The organism is Nocardioides sp. Z30_9 (genome assembly GCF_058215735.1).
Genome location: NZ_JBZAJF010000002.1, coordinates 1,021,791 through 1,038,862 on the forward strand (window position 1 = coordinate 1,021,791; position 17,072 = coordinate 1,038,862).

Genomic DNA, 17,072 nt, shown 5'->3' on the forward strand with positions numbered 1-17,072 from the left:
CGTGACCGAGGCCGCGGACGCCGAGGTGCCCCAGCGCAAGGGCAGCCCGGTGATGCTGGTGCTGATCGTCGTGGTGGTGATCCCGTCGGTCCTGGTTGCCGATGTCCTCGGCGCCGGCGCGGCGGCGATCGTCGGGGGACTGGTGGGGATGTTCTCCCTGGTGACGTTCATGGGGGGTCCACTGCGGGCGGATCTGCGTCTCGCCGTACTGATGGCCGTTGCCGCTGCCGTCGTCGCCTCCGCTGTCCACGGCATGGCCCGCACCCTCACCCCGGACCTCAAGCGCGCCGCGATGGCCGTGGTCGTCGCTGCAGCCGTGGCTGGGGCCGTGGTGCTCTGAGGAGTCCTACTCTGTCTGGGTGACCGACGCCCCGGAGCCCGTTTCTGACGCCGTGGCGCGTGGCTCGCGGCGCAGGGAGCGCACGCGCGCCCTCCTCGTCGACGCGGCGGAGCAGCTGATGTCGCAGCGGGCGCCCGAGGAGATCAGGATCGAGGACGTCGCCGCGCAGGCCGGGATCTCGCCAGCGTCGGTCTACGTGCACTTCGGGACCAAGGACGCGCTGCTGGCAGCGGTCACCGAGCGGGTCCTGGCCGTGGCCACCGACGCGCTCCGGTCGGCGTACGCCGCGCAGACCTCCCCGCTCGAGCGGTTCGCGGGGGTCGGCGCCGCCTACCTGCGGCTCCTGCTCGACCACCCGGTGGTGGTGAAGTACCTGACGGTCACGGGCGAACGTGGTCCGCGCACGCCCGTCGAGGACGAGGTGGTCGCGCGGTTCAGCGAGCTCCGGCGGGAGTTCGAGCAGAGCATCCGCGAAGCAGTCGAGAGCGGGGCGATCCGGCAGGTCGACCCGGAGCTGATGTCGTACTTCCTCTTCGGCGCCTGGAACGGGGTCGCCGCGCTGGCGCTGCGCCGCGACGCCTTGGTGCTGTCGCCCGAGCGCGTCGAGCAGGCCGTGATCGAGGCTGGGCTGGTGCTGCTCGAGGGCCTGATCGGACAGCCCGGCGACGACTGAGCGCGCGGCGTCCTTGGTGAGACACGCCACAGGGAGTTAACTGGAGTCCGACTCCAGATCACTCCCCGAAGGTGCCCCCCATGACGCAGACCACGACGCCCCCGACCTCGATGACCGAGCCGGGTGAGGCCGAGGAGACCTGGGACGCCGTGGTGGTGGGAGCCGGCCCGGGCGGCCTGACCTGCGCGGCGTACCTCGCGGCCAACGGCAGGAGGGTGCTGGTGCTCGAGGCCAACCAGGTCGTCGGCGGCAGCACCCAGGTCTTCCGCCGCGCGGGCAACAAGTTCGAGTTCGACGTCGGCACCCACTACGTCGGGGAGTGCGGCCCCGGCGGCCGGATGCAGACCGCGCTCTCGGGCCTGGCCCTGAGCGAGCGGATCAAGTGGCTGCGCCAGCGCCCCGAGGGCCACTGCCAGATCATGATCCCGGGCACGACGTTCCAGACGCCGACCGGCTGGGACACCTACCTCGAGCGCCTGATCGCGGCCTTCCCCGACGAGGAGGCCGGCCTGCGCCGCTGCGTCGAGATCATGCGGATCATCGCGGCCGGCGAGCAGCCGCGCCGGCGCCCGTTGGCGCTGCTGCGCTGGGGGGTTCGGCCGGTCACGAAGCTGATGGCCGCGTGCGGGCTCAGCGCCGACGCCCAGGCCGTGATCCTCGCGGAGAACGGCGACTACACCTGGCCCCCGCACCGCACGCCCACCGCGATGCACGCCGGCTTCCTGCACCACTACCTCCAGGCGGGTGCGTACTACCCGCGCGGCGGTGGCCAGATGATCGGCGCGCACCTCACCGACGTGATCACGACCCACGGCGGCAAGGTCCGCACCAAGGCCCGGGTCGAGCAGATCCTGATCGAGGACGGGCGCGCTGTCGGCGTACGTCTGCGCGGGGGAGAGGAGATCCGCTCCGAGGTGGTCGTCTCCGCGGCCGACTTCAAGAAGACGTGGGCCGACCTGGTCGGCGAGGAGCACCTCACCCGGCGGCTGCGCCGCAAGCTGGAGAAGCTCGAGATGACCCTGCCGATGTTCGCGGTGTACGTCGCCCTCGACGTCGACCTGCGCGAGCGGGACACGCCCCCGTTGGCGTGGGTGTGGCCGAACAACGACGTCGACGGGTACTACCGCGAGGTCGCCGCGGGCCGCTGCCCCGAGCAGATGCCTGTCGGGATCAGCTGCCCCACCGCCAAGGATCCCGAGGGCACGCACTCGGCGCCGCCCGGCTACTCGACGCTCGAGCTGGTCAGCTGGGCGCCCAAGGACCACGAGTTCTGGAACGTCGCCGGCGACCCCGGGGACGGGGACGGCTACGGCCGCGACGAACGCTACCGCCAGGTCAAGGAGGAGCTCACCCAGCGGGTGCTGGACACCGCCGAGCTGATGATCCCGGACCTGCGCGAGCGGATGGTCTTCTGCGAGGCGTCCACGCCGATCACCCAGGAGCGGTTCACCCTCACCACCGACGGGTCCTGCTACGGGATCGCGCCGCTGCTGAGGAACCTCGGCCCGTTCCGGCCGAGGGTCACCACGCACATCCCGGGGCTGTTCCTCGCCGGTGGCAGCACCGAGCACATGTTCGGCATCAACGCCACGATCTGGGGTGGCATGGGCACGGCCGGCACCGTGCTCGGCCGCGACCTGGTGCAGGAGGTGCGCGACGGGGCCGTGTTCGTGGACGAGGCGGACCTCACGCCGATCACCGAGGACTTCGACCCGCTGCTCGCGTCCAAGCCCGGCTCGGTCATCCGCCGCGCGGTGCGTCGCCGACCCCTCACCGGAGCTCGCTGAGGGGGGCAGTCTTGAGTCGTTCCAGACAAGGTCCTATGGTGAGGGCATGTCGGTGTCGGGACTCGAGGGTCGGTTGCGGGAGAAGTCACTGCGCGTGACGGCCCCCCGGCTGGCGGTCCTGGCCGCGGTGCTCGAGCACCCGCACGCGGACACGGACACGCTCGCCACCGTGGTGCGATCCAGCCTCGGTTCGGTGTCCCACCAGACCGTCTACGACGTACTGCGCGTCCTCACCGAGGTCGGCCTGGTCAGGCGCATCCAGCCTGCCGGCGCGACCGCTCGCTACGAGGCGCGGGTCAGCGACAACCACCACCACCTCGTGTGCCGCTCGTGCGGCTCGATCGTGGACGTCGACTGCGCGGTGGGACGGGCCCCGTGCCTGCACGCCAGCGACGACCACGGCTTCGCGATCGACGAGGCAGAGGTCATCTACTGGGGCACCTGCCCCGACTGCTCGACAACATCCGCAAGTGAACTCCCGAGAGAAGGAATCAGATGAGCGGCAACCAGGACGAACCCACCAGCCCGCAGGGCGTGGACGCCAAGGCCGAGGCAGGCTGCCCAGTCGCCCACGACTCGGCAACCGCAGGTGGAAGCGAGAGCGAGAACCCCGCGATCGACTCCCCGACTCCCAAGACCGGCGGCCGCCCGCACTCCCTCAAGGACTGGTGGCCCAACTCGCTGGACCTGTCGGTGCTGCACGCACACTCCTCGAAGGGCAACCCGCTGGGCGAGGACTTCCGCTACGACCGCGAGTTCGAGAAGCTCGACGTCGAGGCGCTCAAGCGGGACATCACCGAGGTGCTCACCACCTCGCAGAGCTGGTGGCCGGCTGACTTCGGTCACTACGGCGGCCTGATGATCCGGATGAGCTGGCACTCCGCCGGCACCTACCGCATCTACGACGGCCGCGGCGGCGCCGGCGACGGCGGCCAGCGGTTCGCACCGCTGAACAGCTGGCCCGACAACGCCAACCTGGACAAGGCCCGCCGGCTGCTGTGGCCGGTGAAGCAGAAGTACGGCCAGGCGATCTCCTGGGCCGACCTGATCGTGCTCGCGGGCAACGTAGCGCTGGAGTCGATGGGCTTCGAGACCTTCGGCTTCGGCTTCGGGCGTGAGGACGTCTGGGAGCCCGAGGAGATCTTCTGGGGCCCCGAGGACACCTGGCTCGGTGACGAGCGGTACGCCGGCGAGCGCGAGCTCCACGAGTCGCTGGGCGCGGTGCAGATGGGCCTGATCTACGTCAACCCCGAGGGCCCCAACGGCAACCCCGACCCGCTGGCCTCGGCCCGCGACATCCGCGAGACGTTCGCCCGGATGGCGATGAACGACGAGGAGACGGTCGCCCTGATCGCGGGTGGCCACACCTTCGGCAAGACCCACGGAGCCGGCGACGCCAACCTCGTCGGCCCCGAGCCCGAGGCTGCCCCGCTGGAGGAGCAGGGCCTGGGCTGGAAGAGCTCGTTCGGGTCGGGCAAGGGCAAGGACGCGATCACCAGCGGCCTCGAGGTCACCTGGACCGACCGGCCGACCGAGTGGAGCAACCGGTTCTTCGAGATCCTGTTCGGCTTCGAGTGGGAGCTCTCGGAGAGCCCCGCCGGCGCCAAGCAGTGGGTCGCGAAGGACGCGGACGCGATCATCCCCGGGCCGACCCCCGACTCCCCGAAGCGCAAGCCGACGATGCTCACCAGTGACCTCGCACTCCGCTTCGACCCGGCGTACGAGAAGATCTCGCGCCGCTTCCTGGAGAACCCCGAGGAGTTCCGGCTCGCGTTCGCGAAGGCCTGGTACAAGCTGCTCCACCGCGACATGGGTCCGGTCAGCCGCTTCCTCGGACCGTGGGTCGCCGAGCCGCAGCTGTGGCAGGACCCCGTGCCGGCCGTCGACCACGAGCTCGTCACCGAGAGCCAGATCGACGACCTCAAGGCACGCGTGCTGGACTCCGGCCTCACCATCGCCCAGCTGGTCTCGACCGCCTGGGCCTCGGCCGCGAGCTTCCGCAGCACCGACAAGCGCGGTGGCGCCAACGGTGCCCGGATCCGGCTGGAGCCCCAGCGCAACTGGGAGGTCAACCAGCCCGAGCAGCTCGCCACGGTGCTCGAGACCCTCGAGGGCATCCAGAGCGACTTCAACGCCCAGGGCGACGCGAAGGTCTCGCTCGCTGACCTGATCGTCATCGCCGGAGCAGCGGCGGTCGAGAAGGCGGCTCGCGATGCCGGCGTCGAGATCAAGGTGCCGGTCCGTCCCGGTCGCACCGACGCGACGCAGGAGCAGACCGACGTCGACTCCTTCCGGGTGCTGGAGCCGCGGGCCGACGGGTTCCGCAACTACCTGCGTCCCGGGGAGAAGACCCAGCCGGAGATCCTCCTGGTCGACCGCGCCTACATGCTGGACCTGACCGCGCCGGAGATGACCGTCCTCATCGGCGGCCTCCGCGCACTCGGGGCCAACTTCGGCGGCGCCGCGCACGGCGTCCTCACCGACCGCCCGGGCGTGCTCAGCAACGACTTCTTCGCCAACCTGCTCGCCCCCGGCACCCGCTGGAAGGCAGCCGAGGACGCGGAGAACGTCTACGAGATCCGTGACCTGGACACCGACGAGGTGAAGTGGACCGCCACCGCGGTCGACCTCATCTTCGGCTCCAACTCCCAGCTGCGTGCCCTCGCCGAGGTGTACGGCAGCAGCGACGCGACCGAGAAGTTCGTGCAGGACTTCGTCGCGGCGTGGACCAAGGTGATGGAGCTCGACCGCTTCGACCTCGCCTGAGACAACCCACCAGCTGAGCCCGCGGTCCTCCGGGACCGCGGGCTCTTCTGTCTTCTCCCCGGCCTGCGCCCGCGAGTGCCGGGCCCGTGCGGGAGCGCCACGGTGACAGCATTACTGTCCCGGTCATGCCGGAGCTCGATGCAGACGTGGTGGTGGTGGGCAGTGGCTTCGGCGGGGCGGTCGCGGCCCTGCGGCTGACCGAGGCCGGTCACAAGGTGCTGGTCCTGGAGAAGGGCCGGCGCCTCTCCGACGAGGACCTGCTGCGCGCCCGCCGGGACCCGCGCGCCTACCTGTGGCAGCCGGGCGCGGGCCTGCGTGGCTTCTTCTGGCAGCGGATCTTCCGCCACGTCGCGATCATTGGCGCCAGCGGTGTCGGCGGTGGGTCCACCGTCTGGGCCGGGGTGCTGCTCGAGCCGCGCGAGGGCTTCTACACCGACCCCGCCTGGTCGCACCTGCGCCCGGACTGGCGCAGCGAGCTCGCCCCCCACCTCGCGCGCGCGGCTGCCATGCTCGGCCGCGTCGTCACCGGGCACCGCGGCCCGATGGACGAGCACCTCGCCGCCGCTGCCGAGAGCGTCGGGGCCGGTTCGACGTACGGGCCGGTGCCGGTGGCCATCCACTTCGGCCGCGAGGGCGTCACCGAGCCGGACCCGTTCTTCGGGGGCGAGGGGCCGGCCCGGACCGGCTGCCGGCTGTGCGGCGAGTGCCTGCTCGGCTGCCCCTACGGCGCCAAGAACCAGCTCACCCGCAACTACCTGCCGCTCGCCGAGAGGTACGGCGCCGAGGTGCGCGCCGAGCACGAGGTCACCGGGATCCGGCCGCTGCCCGGGGGCGGCTACGAGCTCTCCGCCGCTCACCCGTGGCGGCGTACGCCGATCCCGCCGATCACGGCGAACCGGGTGGTGCTGGCCGCCGGCGTGCTCGGCACCCTCGACCTGCTGTTCCGCTGCCGCGACGAGCTGGGGACGCTGCCGCACGTGTCGCGGATGCTGGGCCGGCGGGTCCGCACCAACAGCGAGGCGCTCACCGCGGTGCTCCAGCCGCCGGGGGAGGACCTCTCCCGGGGGCCGACGATCTCCAGCGACTTCTACCCCGACCCCGACACCCACGTCACCCAGAACCGCTTCGTGGGCGGCTGGCACATGCGGCTCCAGGTGGGACCGATCGTGGACGGCGAGCGCAGGCTCGGCCGGGCCGTGCGGACCCTGGGCAGGCTGGCGGCCGCGCCCGTCTCACAGGTGCGCCGGATGGCGGCGCGGGACTTCGAGCGGCGGCTCACGGTGCTCACCGTGATGCAGCACCTAGACAACGAGCTGGCCTTCGAGCGACGGAGGTCTCCGGTGCGGCCCTGGCGGCGCGTGCTGCGGTCGCGGGCGGTGCCCGGACGCCAGGCGCCGAGCTACCTGCCGGTGGCGAACGAGGTCACCCGTGCCTTCGCCGAGTCCTCCGGCGGCACCCCGCTGAACCTGCTCGGTGAGACCGTCGGCGGGCTCTCGGTGACCGCGCACATCCTGGGCGGCGCGGTGATGGGCTCCTCGCCCGCCGACGGCGTGGTCGACGCCTCGCACGAGGTGTTCGGGCACCCGGGGCTCTACGTCGCCGACGCGAGCACCATCCCCGCGAACCTCGGGGTGAACCCCTCGCTGACGATCACCGCGCTGGCCGAGCGGTTCGCGTCGCTGTTTCCGGCCGCACCCGAGGGCGCCGTACGCCGGGAGCCGATCACCGCGCACCCGGCCGGCACCCCGACCGTCACGGACGGTGCCCGATGAGACACCGCGTGACCGGGGTGCCCGCGCTGTTGCGCGCGTGGTCCAGCCTCCCCGCGCCCGCGCTCGACGACGTGGTCGGCGACCTGCGTGCGGAGTTCGTGGCGCCGCTGCGCCACGTCGCCCCAGGGGGTCTCGGCCTCGTCGGGCTGCCGCGCTGGCACGGCAAGCGGTTCGTGCGGTGCGGACCCGAGGAGCTGGCCGGGGTCAATCTCCTCCGGGCCAGGCACGGCTCTGGTGATTGGGCGGAGCGGTTGCCGATGCGGGCGGTGCTGGGGGAGGGGATGGCCGACGGCCGGCCCGCCGTGGTGGTGACCTACGCCGCCGACGCACCCCGCCCGTGGCGCTGGGTCCGCGACGAGCTCCGCGTCGGCAGTGACGGGGTGCTCGTCGGCATGTCGTACGTCGACCGCCCACTGGTTCGCCGCGGTGGGCTGCCGTTCCTGCTCCACCGCGAGTAGGAAGACACGATCCGACCTCGCAATAAGTCCGACAAATGCGCGTCGACGTCGATGATGGTCCACTCGTCCCTGGCCGAGCTCCTCGACTGCTAGCCTGAGCGAACGCTCACTAGCCCAAGGAGTCCTTCGATGACATCGTCACTTGCCGGTTCACGCGTTCTCGTGGTCGGAGGCACGTCCGGGATCGGGCTGGCCGTCGCGGTCATGGCGGCCGGACGTGGCGCGCAGGTCACCGTCGCAGGACGCGACGCAGCGCGGTTGCACGCCGCGACCGAGCAGGTCGGTCAGGGCTGCAGCGGGCGCACGATGGACACCACCGACGACGCCTCGGTCGAGGCATTCTTCGCCCCCGGCGAGGAGTTCGACCACGTGGTCGTGACCGCGGCCAAGCCCGGAGGCGCCTCGCTGAAGGAGCTCCCGATGGACGAGGCGCTGCAGCTGTTCAGCTCGAAGTTCTGGGGCTCCTACCGCGTGGCCAAGGCGGCGACGATCACCCCCGGCGGGTCGATCACGCTGGTCTCCGGACTCGCCGGCCGCCGCCCGCGTCCCAACCGGGTCGTCGTCGGGGCTGCGTGTGCGGCGCTCGAGTCGATGACCCGGGGCCTGGCCCTGGAGCTCGCCCCCGTGCGGGTCAACTGCGTCTCGCCCGGGGTCACCGACACCCCGCTCCTGCGCGCCGGGTTCCCCGACGGCATCGAGCACCTGGCCGCGGCCAGCCCGACCGGTCGCATCGGCACGGCCGACGAGATCGCGATGCAGATCCTCGCGTGCGCCGAGAACGGCTTCATGAGTGGCGCCGTGATCGACCTCGACGGCGCCCGCGCACTGGTCTGAGAGCCGTGACCAGCTCGGTTCCCCAGTCGGGCGATCGCCGCGAGGCGGCTCCGCGCACGTTACTGGGCAAGCTCTGGGACGACCACGTCGTCGTGGCGGGTGCCGACGGGCCGGACCTGCTCTACGTGGACCTCCACCTGCTCCACGAGATGACCTCGCCGCAGGCGTTCCAGGGGCTGCGCGAGAACGACCGCGTCGTACGCCGCCCGGACCTGACCATGGCCACCGAGGACCACAACGTCCCCACCTTCGCCGCCGACGCCGTGGTGAACGATCCCCTGAGCCGGCTCCAGCTCGACCTGGTGCGCACGAACTGCACCGACTTCGGGGTGCCGCACCACCCGATGGGGTCGGCCGGCAATGGGATCGTGCACGTCATCGGGCCCGAGCAGGGGCTGAGCCAACCGGGCCTGACCCTGGTCTGCGGTGACTCGCACACCTCCACGCACGGCGCGTTCGGCGCGCTCGCCTTCGGGATCGGCACCAGCGAGGTCGAGCACGTGCTGGCGACCCAGACGCTGTGGATCAAGCGCCCGGCGGCCCTGGAGGTCCGGGTCGAGGGCAGCCTGCGCCCTGGTGTGACTGCCAAGGACCTGGCGCTGCACGTCGTGCGCGTGCTGGGGCCCAACGGGGGAGCCGGTGCCGTGGTCGAGTACACCGGTGCAGCGGTCCGGTCGCTGACGATGGAGCAGCGGATGACGCTGTGCAACATGACCATCGAGTGCGGCGCCCGTGCCGGACTGGTGGCTCCCGACGAGACCACGTTCGCCTATCTGACCGGACGTCGCCACGCGCCGAGCGGGGAGCAGTGGGACCAGGCCGCGGCGTACTGGCGAACGCTCGTGACCGATCCCGGTGCCGCCTACGACCGCTGCGTGGTGATCGAGGGCGCAGACGTGGTCCCGACCGTCACCTGGGGCACGATGCCCAGCCAGTCGGCGCCGCTCGACGGACGGGTGCCCGCACCGCAGGACGCACCCGACGAGGCCGCACGCGAGGCGATCGTCCAGGCGCTGGCCTACATGGACCTGCGCTCCGGTACGCCGATCAAGGACATCGCCGTCGACACGGTGTTCATCGGCTCCTGCACCAACGGCCGGCTCGAGGACCTGCGCGCCGCGGCCGCGGTCCTCCGTGGTCGGTCCGTGGCCACCGGTGTACGGGCACTCGTCGTGCCGGGCTCCCGTGCGGTTGCCGACGCTGCCGAGGCCGAGGGCCTGGCCGAGGTCTTCACCGCCGCGGGCTTCGAGTGGCGCAGCTCGGGCTGCTCGATGTGCAGGGCGATGAACCCCGACGCCCTGGGTCCGGGGAAGCGGTCGGCGTCGACCACGAACCGCAACTTCGAGGGGCGCCAGGGGCCGGGGGCGCGCACGCACCTGGTCTCACCCGTGGTCGCCGCCGCGACCGCGGTCCGCGGCCGCCTCGGCTCCCCGGAGGACCTCTGAAGAGAGGACCTCTGAAGTCGCCTCAGGACGAGCTCGGCTCAGACGAGCGCGCTCTCGGCGGTGGGGGCGGGGAGGTCGCAGGACGCCGTGCCGTCCTCGCCGAGGACGCACACCGGGCAGTCCTCGTCCTGTCCGGTCATGTTCTGGTCTGCGGTCCGCAGCATCTCGGCCATCATCGGCTGGCGGGTCGAGCGCGGCACCCGGCTGTCCCGGCGGTGCGTCACGCCCCGGGCAACCACGGACTCCAGGGAGCAGTAGCCGGCCGAGGTCGGGTCGACGATGGGGATGCTCGATCGCTCGGCGAGGGTGCGCGCCACCGGCGACATGCAGTTGCAGCCGAGGATGACCGACCCGGCGCCCTCTGCGGCGACGGCCTCGATCTCGACGAGGATGCGCTCGATCATGTGCTCGCGGCCGGCCTTCATCTCGGTCAGGAAGTTCTCCTTCTCCGAGAGCGTCGCCTGCTCGGCGGGCGTGGAGACATAGCGCACCGAGGTGCACAGTTGCTCCGCGTGGTTCTCCTGCAGGATCCGGTCGTAGACGAAGTGCATCGTCTCGGGCCAGATCGTGACGATGGCGAAGCGCTCACCGAGGCCGAGGGCGGTCTGCACGCTCGCCTGGCCGCACCCGACGATCGGGATGTCGACGGCGGCGCGGGCAGCCGCGATGCCGTAGTCGGGCAGGGCGCCGATCAGGACACCGTCGTAGCCCTCATCCTGGGCGCGCATGGCCGCCTCGGCGTACGCGAGGTCGGAGAGGAGCAGGTCGGCCCGGTCGACCGGGAACACCCGGATCCCGGTCTCGACGAGGTCGACCTCGTAGCCGTCGTGCACCAGGCCGTCCTCGATGTGCAGGCCGGCCGCCGCAGCGCCCTTAAGGGTGATGTATGCGAGCCGCTTGTTCATCGTGCCTCCGTGGTCATCCGGTGCGCTGTCGAGGCGCCAGTATCGTATGCAATTGGGATGCGCGCAAGGACGACCTTCTGGAGGCCTTCGGCGTTTTCCCGTTGTTCCGCAGCGCAGAACGGGCATAGATTGTGTGCAACCGAGTGACTCCGTTCTGGTCGCCCGGCTCATCGAAGAAGGAGACATACCCCGTGCCACGTCTGCGCCAGGTGCCCAGGTCCGAAGTCCAGTCCGACGTCGTGCTCGCCATGTACGACAAGCTCTTCGGCAGCGACCGCGACCCGGTGGCCCAGCCCGGCACCTCCGCGGGAACCCCCGGCAACTGGTGGACCGTGTTCGCGCTCGTCCCGGACATCTTCGAGCACGCGGTCCGCGGCTTCGGGCTCTACCGGAGCCCGGTGCGCCAGCTGGACCCGGTGCTGCGTGAGCTCGGCCAGACCCGGGCGGGCTACCTGCGCGGCAGCCAGTTCGTGTTCTCCCAGCACTGCAAGGCGCTGCGCTCCCTCAAGGTCAGCGAGGAGCGCATCGCGGCGGTCGCCTCGTGGGGCGTCTCGGAGCTGTTCAGCCCGCTGGAGCGTGCGGTGCTGGCCTACACCGACTGCCTCGTCGGCGACGGCGGCCGCGTCGACGACGGCACCTTCGAGTACCTCAAGGAGCACCTCGGTGACGAGGTGCTGCTCGAGCTGACCTACATCACCTGCCTCTACGACATGCACGCCGTGATGAGCAAGGCACTGCGCCTGGAGTTCGACGACCGCGAGGAGCCGATCGTGGAGGTCGCCTCGCCGGAGGGCTTCACCGGCTTCGACCTCGGTGCCGCGATCAGCCTCGACGAAGACGCCTGATGACCGGCGCGGGCGAGGCTGGGGAGGCAGGTGAGGGCGGCAGCCTGCTCGGCCTGCACGACGTGCCGACGGCCGTCGAGCTGGTCGCCGCGGTCCGGGAGTTCCTCCAGGACGTGGTGGCCGACCAGGTCACCGGCGCGACCCGGTTCCACACCCGCGTGGCGGCGAACGCCCTGGCCATCGTGGAGCGCGAGCTCGAGCAGGACGGCGCCGACGTCCGCGCCCATGCCGCCCGCCTCTCCGGCCTCGGTTACGCCGACGACACGGCCCTCGCTGCCGCCATCCGCAGCGGCGAGCTCGACCACCGCTCACCAGACCTCACCGAGGCGATCGCCGCCGACGTCGCCGCCAAGCTGCGGGTCGCCAACCCCGCCTACCTCCAGGAGCACGCGTGACCTTCGCCGTCCCCGACCACATCCGCCCGCTGCGCGACGAGGTCTACCGGTTCATGGTCGACCGGGTCGAGCCGAACGAGGCAGTCCTGCACGCCGGTGGCGAGGAGGCCGACACCCTCCTTGCGGGCCTCCAGGCCGAGGCCAAGGAGCGCAACCTGTGGGCGCTGGGCCACCCTGCCGAGCTCGGCGGGGGAGGGCTGCCGTTCCTCGACTACGTCTACATCAACGAGGTGCAGGGACGCAGCGAGTACGGCCAGCTCGCCCTGGGCACCTGGACGCTGCAGGACTCGATCATGCTGCACAAGCACGCCAGCCCGAGGTGGCGCGAGGCCTACCTCGAGCCGCTGGTCGCGGGCCGGATCTCGCCGAGCTTCGCGATGACCGAGCCCGACGTCGCCGGCTCCGACCCGACCGCGTTGGAGACAGCTGCGGTGCTCGACGGCGACGAGTGGGTCATCAACGGCACCAAGTGGTTCACGACCGGAGCCGCGAAGGCGGCGTACACGACCGTGATGTGCCGCACCGAGCCCGATGCCCCGACGCACCAGGCGTTCAGCATGATCATCGTCCCGACCGACACCCCCGGCTACCGGATCCTGCGCGACACCACGGTGCTCGGCATCGACAGCGGCCACTACGAGGTGCAGTACGACGACGTCCGGGTCCCGGCCGAGAACATCCTCGGCGAGCGCGGTCACGGCTTCGTGATCGCCCAGGAGCGTCTCGGTCCCGGCCGCATCTTCCACGCGATGCGTTGGCTCGGCCAGGCGCAGCGCGCCTTCGACCTGATGTGCACCCGGCTCAACGAGCGCGTCGCCTTCGGTGGCCCGCTCGCCGACAAGCAGCTGATGCAGCAGCACGTGTTCGACTCCTACACCCAGATCCAGGCCTCACGGCTGCTCACGCTCAAGGCGGCCGAGCAGATGGACCAGGGGGAGCAGGCGCGGGTGGAGATCGGTGCGGTCAAGGTCTTCGGGGCGCACATGCTCCACGACGTCGTGGACCGTGCCCTGCAGGTGTACGGCGCGGCCGGGCTCACCGAGGACACCCCGCTCTCGCACATGTACCGGACCGCACGCTTCGCCCGCCTCTACGACGGTGCCGACGAGGTGCACATCCAGAGCGTCGGGCGCAGGATCCTCAGCGAGTACCGCAAGGGCGGCAGCTGGGAGTTCGGGCTCCGCTGAGCCACGCCACCACCATCACTGCCCTCGCGGGCGCCAGGAAGAAGGAGCACCACGATGATCGTGATCGAAGCATGGATGACCTGCCGGGCAGGGACCGAGGACGACTTCGCGACGAACGTGCGTGAGCTCGTGCTCGCGACCAGCACCGAGCCCGACTACCTGTCCTACGAGTGCTCCCGGGACGTCTCGAACCCCTCCAGGTTCGTCTTCGTCGAGCACTGGGAGGACATGGAGGCGTTCAGCCGCCACCTCGCCACCGAGCACTACCAGGCGTTCGCGGCCAAGGCGGTCGACTGGATCCAGGGCCGCGACGTGCGCATCCACGAGGTCTCCTCGACCACGCGTCGCTGAGCTCAGCCCAGCAGCTGGAGCAGGTCCCACTCGGTCTCGGCGGCACGCCGCCCGATGGTGGCCAGCTCGACCGAGCGCATCGCTCCCGAGCGGTGCCGCTCGGCCTGGACGATGCAGATGATCCCCCACTTCAGCGTGCCCATGACCTGCCACCAGTGCAGGGCGCGGCGGTCGACGATGGTGCCGCTCTCCGCCTCGTACGCCGCCACGAGGTCGTCGATCGTCCCGAAGCCACCGACCTCGGGCTGCTCGCCGAACCGCCAGGCCTTGACGCACAGCCAGCCCAGATCCTCCAGAGGGTCGCCGAGGTGGGCGAGCTCCCAGTCGAGGACCGCGCGCACGCCCTCAGGACCGACGATGAAGTTGCCGTTGCGGAAGTCGCCGTGCACCACGCGGGCGGGGACCGGGTCGGGCCGGTTCTCCTCGAGCCAGCGGAAGGCGAGCTCGAAGGCGGGGTGCGGCTGTCCGGTCCGGTCGAGGGCGCGCTGCCACTCGGTGAGCTGGTCCCGCTCCTCGAGGCCGGGCACCGCCTCGATCGGGATCCGGTGCAGGCGGGCGAGGATCTGGCCGCACTGCCCGGCGAGCAGCTCGCGGGCGCCGGCGTACTCCGCGTCGCGCAGGATCCGCCGCGGGATCGACTCGCCAAGGATCCGCTCCATCACGACGTACGCCGCCCCGAGGTCGTCCTCGGAGGTGCTCGAGGTGATGATCCCGGGCGAGGGCACGCCGGCCTCCGCGGCCGCGACCATCAGCCCGGCCTCGCGGCCCATCGCCTCGGTCTCCACGGACCCGGGGGCGTCGAGCCGCAGGATCAGGGTGGCCGGCGCCGTCTGCTCGCCCTCGACCGAGAACAGCCAGGTGTGTCGCGACGCCCCGGCAGGGAGCCGGCTCAGGTCGGAGACCTCGAGGGTGTCGTCGCCGGTGCTACGTCGTAGCGCCGCACGGAGCCGGACGCCCAGGTCGTCAGCGGCGGCGCTGGCGGGGCTGTGTGTCACCGGATACCTCCGTGGTTGTGTGCAGGGCCGAGAACCGGCCTAGAGTGTATGCAATCACGCCAGCTTTCGCACCGCGCTCCTGACTGAAAGGCCACATCGTGCACATCATCGAGGTCGGGCCCAGGGACGGCCTGCAGAACGAGGACGTGCTCGTCTCCACCGAGGACAAGATCCAGCTCGTGGAACGCAGCATCGCAGCCGGGTTGCGGCGCATCGAGGCGACCAGCTTCGTCCACCCCCGGCGGGTGCCGCAGATGGCCGACGCCGAGGCGGTGATGGCCGGCGTCCCCCGGCGCGACGACGTCTCCTACATCGGGCTGGTGCTGAACCGGCGCGGCTTCGACCGCGCGGTGGCGGCCGGGGTGGACGAGGTCAACTGCGTGGTGGTGGCCTCGGAGGAGTTCAGCCAGCGCAACCAGGGGATGTCGGTCGCGGACTCGGTGCGGACGGTCGGCTCCCTCGCCCAGGACGCCCGCGACGCCGGACTGATGTTGTCGGTGACGATCGCAGCCGCCTTCGGCTGCCCCTTCGAGGGCGAGGTCCCCGAGGCCCACGTGATCGACCTGGTGCGCCAGGTCGCCGACTTCGGCGTGGACGAGGTCGCCCTCGCCGACACCATCGGCGTCGGTGTCCCGGCACAGGTGACCAGCCTGCTCGAGCAGGCTGCCGTCGTGGCGCCCTCCGTCCAGCTGAGGTGCCACTTCCACAACACCCGCAACACCGGGTACGCGAACGCGATCGCGGCCGTCGCCGCCGGGGTGCACGCGCTGGACTCCTCCACGGGCGGCATCGGCGGATGCCCGTTCGCCCCCGACGCGACCGGCAACATCGCCACCGAGGACCTGGTCTACCTGCTGGAGCGCAGCGGCGCCGCGACCGGGGTGGACCTCGCCCAGGTGATGGAGACTGCGGTCTGGCTCGGTGGGGTGCTCGGTGACACGGTGCCGGGACAGCTGTCTCGCGCCGGCGCCTTTCCTGGTTGACGATCACCACCAACCTTCCCACATTGTGTACAATTTTGGGATGGACACGACCACCTCCCCGACGCCCGGAACCCCAAGCGGGACCACGGGCCCCCTGAGCGGGCTGCGCGTCATCGAGCTCGGAAGCTTCATCGCCGGACCCTTCGCCGGGCAGCTGCTCGGCGACTACGGCGCCGAGGTGCTCAAGGTCGAGTCGGTCGGCTCGGGGGACACGATGCGGCGCTGGGGGATCAACCTGGAGGGGGAGAGCCTCTGGTGGCCGGTGATCGCCCGGAACAAGAAGTCGATCGCGATCGACCTGCGCCAGCCCGACGGCAGGGAGCTGATCCGGCGCCTGGTGGCCGAGGCGGACATCGTGCTGGAGAACTTCCGGCCGGGCACCCTGGCCAAGTGGGGCCTGGGGTACGACGACCTCTCCGCCATCAACCCGCGGGTGATCATGGTGCACGTCTCGGGGTTCGGCCAGACCGGTCCCCGGTCCACCGATGCCGGCTTCGGCAGCATCGGCGAGGCGATGGGCGGGATCCGGCACACCACCGGGAACCCCGAGCTGCCGCCGACGCGCAGCGGGATCAGCCTCGGTGACTCGCTGGCCGCGCTGTTCGCGGTGATCGGAACCCTTGCCGCGGTGCACGAGCGCTCGGTGAGCGGCCGTGGCCAGGAGGTGGACGTCGCGATCTACGAGGCCGTCGCCGCCCTGATGGAGTCGACCATGGCCGACCACGAGCTCGCCGGGGTCACCCGGGGGAGGACCGGCTCGGTGCTCCCGGGCGTCTCCCCCTCGAACGTGTACCCGACCGCGGACGACGCCGAGGTCCTGATCGCGGCGAACGCCGACACCGTCTACGGCCGGCTCTGCGAGGCGATGGGCCGCCCGGAGCTGGCGACCGATCCCCGGTTCGCCACGCATGCCGCCCGCGGGGAGAACATGGCCGAGCTCGACGACCTGATCGGGGCCTGGACCGGTGCGATCCCGGCCGACGAGCTGCTCGCGACGATGGAGAGGCACGGCGTCCCGGCCGGGCGCATCTACACCGCGGCCGACATGCTCAGCGACCCGCACTTCGCCGCGCGGGAGATGGTCGTGCGGATGGTGAACAAGCTCGGCCTCGAGGTCCCGGCAGCAGGAGTGGTTCCGAAGTTCTCCCGGACCGTCCCGGGCGCGCCGGTGGCGGGTCCTGCCCTCGGTGAGCACACCCGGGACGTCCTCGGCTCGCTCGCCGGCGTCGACGACGAGCACTGGGAGCGCCTCGAGGAGGCCGGGGTCACGTTCCAGTCGACCGACTGACCCGACCCGAGGGTGCCGCGCGCAGATCCGCGCCGCGCCCTCGTCGTT

17 protein-coding genes are annotated in these 17,072 nt (G+C 71.4%); 15 read left to right on the forward strand and 2 right to left on the reverse strand.

Translation table 11 applies throughout. From position 1 onward, the window contains the following. Position 1 precedes the first annotated feature (1 nt). From AC4BGB_RS15610 to leuC, 9 genes are all read left to right on the forward strand, one after another. Positions 2-340, forward strand: a complete 339-nt coding sequence (locus tag AC4BGB_RS15610) for a hypothetical protein (RefSeq protein ID WP_490547792.1) — start codon at positions 2-4, stop codon at positions 338-340. 19 nt (positions 341-359) lie between these two features. Further along, positions 360-1,013, forward strand: a complete 654-nt coding sequence (locus tag AC4BGB_RS15615) for a TetR/AcrR family transcriptional regulator (RefSeq protein WP_490547793.1) — start codon at positions 360-362, stop codon at positions 1,011-1,013. An 80-nt stretch (positions 1,014-1,093) separates the two neighbouring features. Next, positions 1,094-2,800 (forward strand): phytoene desaturase family protein, encoded by a 1,707-nt coding sequence (locus AC4BGB_RS15620; protein ID WP_490547794.1) that lies wholly within the window; start codon positions 1,094-1,096, stop codon positions 2,798-2,800. Positions 2,801-2,846: 46 nt separating this feature from the next. Then, positions 2,847-3,299: a Fur family transcriptional regulator gene (locus AC4BGB_RS15625; protein WP_490547795.1), complete on the forward strand. Its 453-nt coding sequence runs from the start codon at positions 2,847-2,849 to the stop codon at positions 3,297-3,299. Beyond that, entirely contained in the window at positions 3,296-5,566 is a 2,271-nt protein-coding gene (katG, locus tag AC4BGB_RS15630; RefSeq protein ID WP_490547796.1) for a catalase/peroxidase HPI, read from the forward strand. The genes AC4BGB_RS15625 and katG overlap by 4 nt, the downstream gene beginning before the upstream one ends. A 125-nt stretch (positions 5,567-5,691) precedes the next feature. Continuing rightward, positions 5,692-7,338 carry a GMC oxidoreductase gene (locus tag AC4BGB_RS15635; RefSeq protein ID WP_490547797.1) on the forward strand — a complete coding sequence of 549 codons (1,647 nt, stop codon included), beginning with the start codon at positions 5,692-5,694 and terminating at the stop codon, positions 7,336-7,338. Positions 7,339-7,346: 8 nt separating this feature from the next. Then, the gene (locus AC4BGB_RS15640; protein WP_490547798.1) at positions 7,347-7,796 is read left to right on the forward strand and encodes a hypothetical protein; all 450 of its coding nucleotides are present in this window, start codon (positions 7,347-7,349) and stop codon (positions 7,794-7,796) included. A 129-nt stretch (positions 7,797-7,925) separates the two neighbouring features. After that, entirely contained in the window at positions 7,926-8,630 is a 705-nt protein-coding gene (locus tag AC4BGB_RS15645) for an SDR family oxidoreductase (protein ID WP_490547799.1), read from the forward strand. Between the two features lie 5 nt (positions 8,631-8,635). Next, complete coding sequence (gene leuC / locus AC4BGB_RS15650; protein ID WP_490547800.1) at positions 8,636-10,075, forward strand: 3-isopropylmalate dehydratase large subunit; 1,440 nt, start codon at positions 8,636-8,638, stop codon at positions 10,073-10,075. Positions 10,076-10,113: 38 nt separating this feature from the next. Here leuC and AC4BGB_RS15655 read toward each other — a convergent pair whose 3' ends face one another. Next, positions 10,114-10,980 (reverse strand): aspartate/glutamate racemase family protein, encoded by an 867-nt coding sequence (locus AC4BGB_RS15655; protein ID WP_490547801.1) that lies wholly within the window; start codon positions 10,978-10,980, stop codon positions 10,114-10,116. A gap of 191 nt (positions 10,981-11,171) precedes the next feature. Between AC4BGB_RS15655 and AC4BGB_RS15660 the strand changes: the two genes are divergently transcribed. From AC4BGB_RS15660 to AC4BGB_RS15675, 4 genes are read left to right on the forward strand one after another with little or no spacing between them, the layout of a single operon-like run. Continuing rightward, complete coding sequence (locus tag AC4BGB_RS15660) at positions 11,172-11,825, forward strand: carboxymuconolactone decarboxylase family protein (RefSeq protein WP_490547802.1); 654 nt, start codon at positions 11,172-11,174, stop codon at positions 11,823-11,825. Beyond that, entirely contained in the window at positions 11,825-12,220 is a 396-nt protein-coding gene (locus AC4BGB_RS15665) for a DUF6285 domain-containing protein (RefSeq protein WP_490547803.1), read from the forward strand. The genes AC4BGB_RS15660 and AC4BGB_RS15665 overlap by 1 nt, the downstream gene beginning before the upstream one ends. After that, on the forward strand, positions 12,217-13,407 hold the full coding sequence (locus tag AC4BGB_RS15670) for an acyl-CoA dehydrogenase family protein (RefSeq protein WP_490547804.1): 1,191 nt from the start codon (positions 12,217-12,219) through the stop codon (positions 13,405-13,407). The genes AC4BGB_RS15665 and AC4BGB_RS15670 overlap by 4 nt, the downstream gene beginning before the upstream one ends. Before the next feature lie 54 nt (positions 13,408-13,461). Continuing rightward, entirely contained in the window at positions 13,462-13,758 is a 297-nt protein-coding gene (locus AC4BGB_RS15675; protein WP_490547805.1) for a putative quinol monooxygenase, read from the forward strand. A 2-nt stretch (positions 13,759-13,760) separates the two neighbouring features. On the opposite strand, the gene AC4BGB_RS15680 is transcribed toward AC4BGB_RS15675, so the two are convergent. Then, the gene (locus AC4BGB_RS15680; protein ID WP_490547806.1) at positions 13,761-14,753 is read right to left on the reverse strand and encodes a phosphotransferase family protein; all 993 of its coding nucleotides are present in this window, start codon (positions 14,751-14,753) and stop codon (positions 13,761-13,763) included. A 98-nt stretch (positions 14,754-14,851) separates the two neighbouring features. Between AC4BGB_RS15680 and AC4BGB_RS15685 the strand changes: the two genes are divergently transcribed. Next, positions 14,852-15,736, forward strand: coding sequence for a hydroxymethylglutaryl-CoA lyase (locus AC4BGB_RS15685; protein ID WP_490547807.1), 885 nt, complete (start codon positions 14,852-14,854; stop codon positions 15,734-15,736). A 40-nt stretch (positions 15,737-15,776) separates the two neighbouring features. Then, positions 15,777-17,024 carry a CaiB/BaiF CoA transferase family protein gene (locus AC4BGB_RS15690; protein WP_490547808.1) on the forward strand — a complete coding sequence of 416 codons (1,248 nt, stop codon included), beginning with the start codon at positions 15,777-15,779 and terminating at the stop codon, positions 17,022-17,024. Positions 17,025-17,072: the final 48 nt, after the last annotated feature.

Coding starts and splice junctions, on each gene's coding strand:
- AC4BGB_RS15620 (WP_490547794.1), top strand. CDS start 1,094: ATGACGCAGACCACGACGCCCCCGACCTCGATGACCGAGCCGGGTGAG.
- AC4BGB_RS15625 (WP_490547795.1), top strand. CDS start 2,847: ATGTCGGTGTCGGGACTCGAGGGTCGGTTGCGGGAGAAGTCACTGCGC.
- katG (WP_490547796.1), top strand. CDS start 3,296: ATGAGCGGCAACCAGGACGAACCCACCAGCCCGCAGGGCGTGGACGCC.
- AC4BGB_RS15635 (WP_490547797.1), top strand. CDS start 5,692: ATGCCGGAGCTCGATGCAGACGTGGTGGTGGTGGGCAGTGGCTTCGGC.
- AC4BGB_RS15645 (WP_490547799.1), top strand. CDS start 7,926: ATGACATCGTCACTTGCCGGTTCACGCGTTCTCGTGGTCGGAGGCACG.
- AC4BGB_RS15655 (WP_490547801.1), bottom strand. CDS start 10,980: ATGAACAAGCGGCTCGCATACATCACCCTTAAGGGCGCTGCGGCGGCC.
- AC4BGB_RS15665 (WP_490547803.1), top strand. CDS start 11,825: ATGACCGGCGCGGGCGAGGCTGGGGAGGCAGGTGAGGGCGGCAGCCTG.
- AC4BGB_RS15675 (WP_490547805.1), top strand. CDS start 13,462: ATGATCGTGATCGAAGCATGGATGACCTGCCGGGCAGGGACCGAGGAC.
- AC4BGB_RS15690 (WP_490547808.1), top strand. CDS start 15,777: ATGGACACGACCACCTCCCCGACGCCCGGAACCCCAAGCGGGACCACG.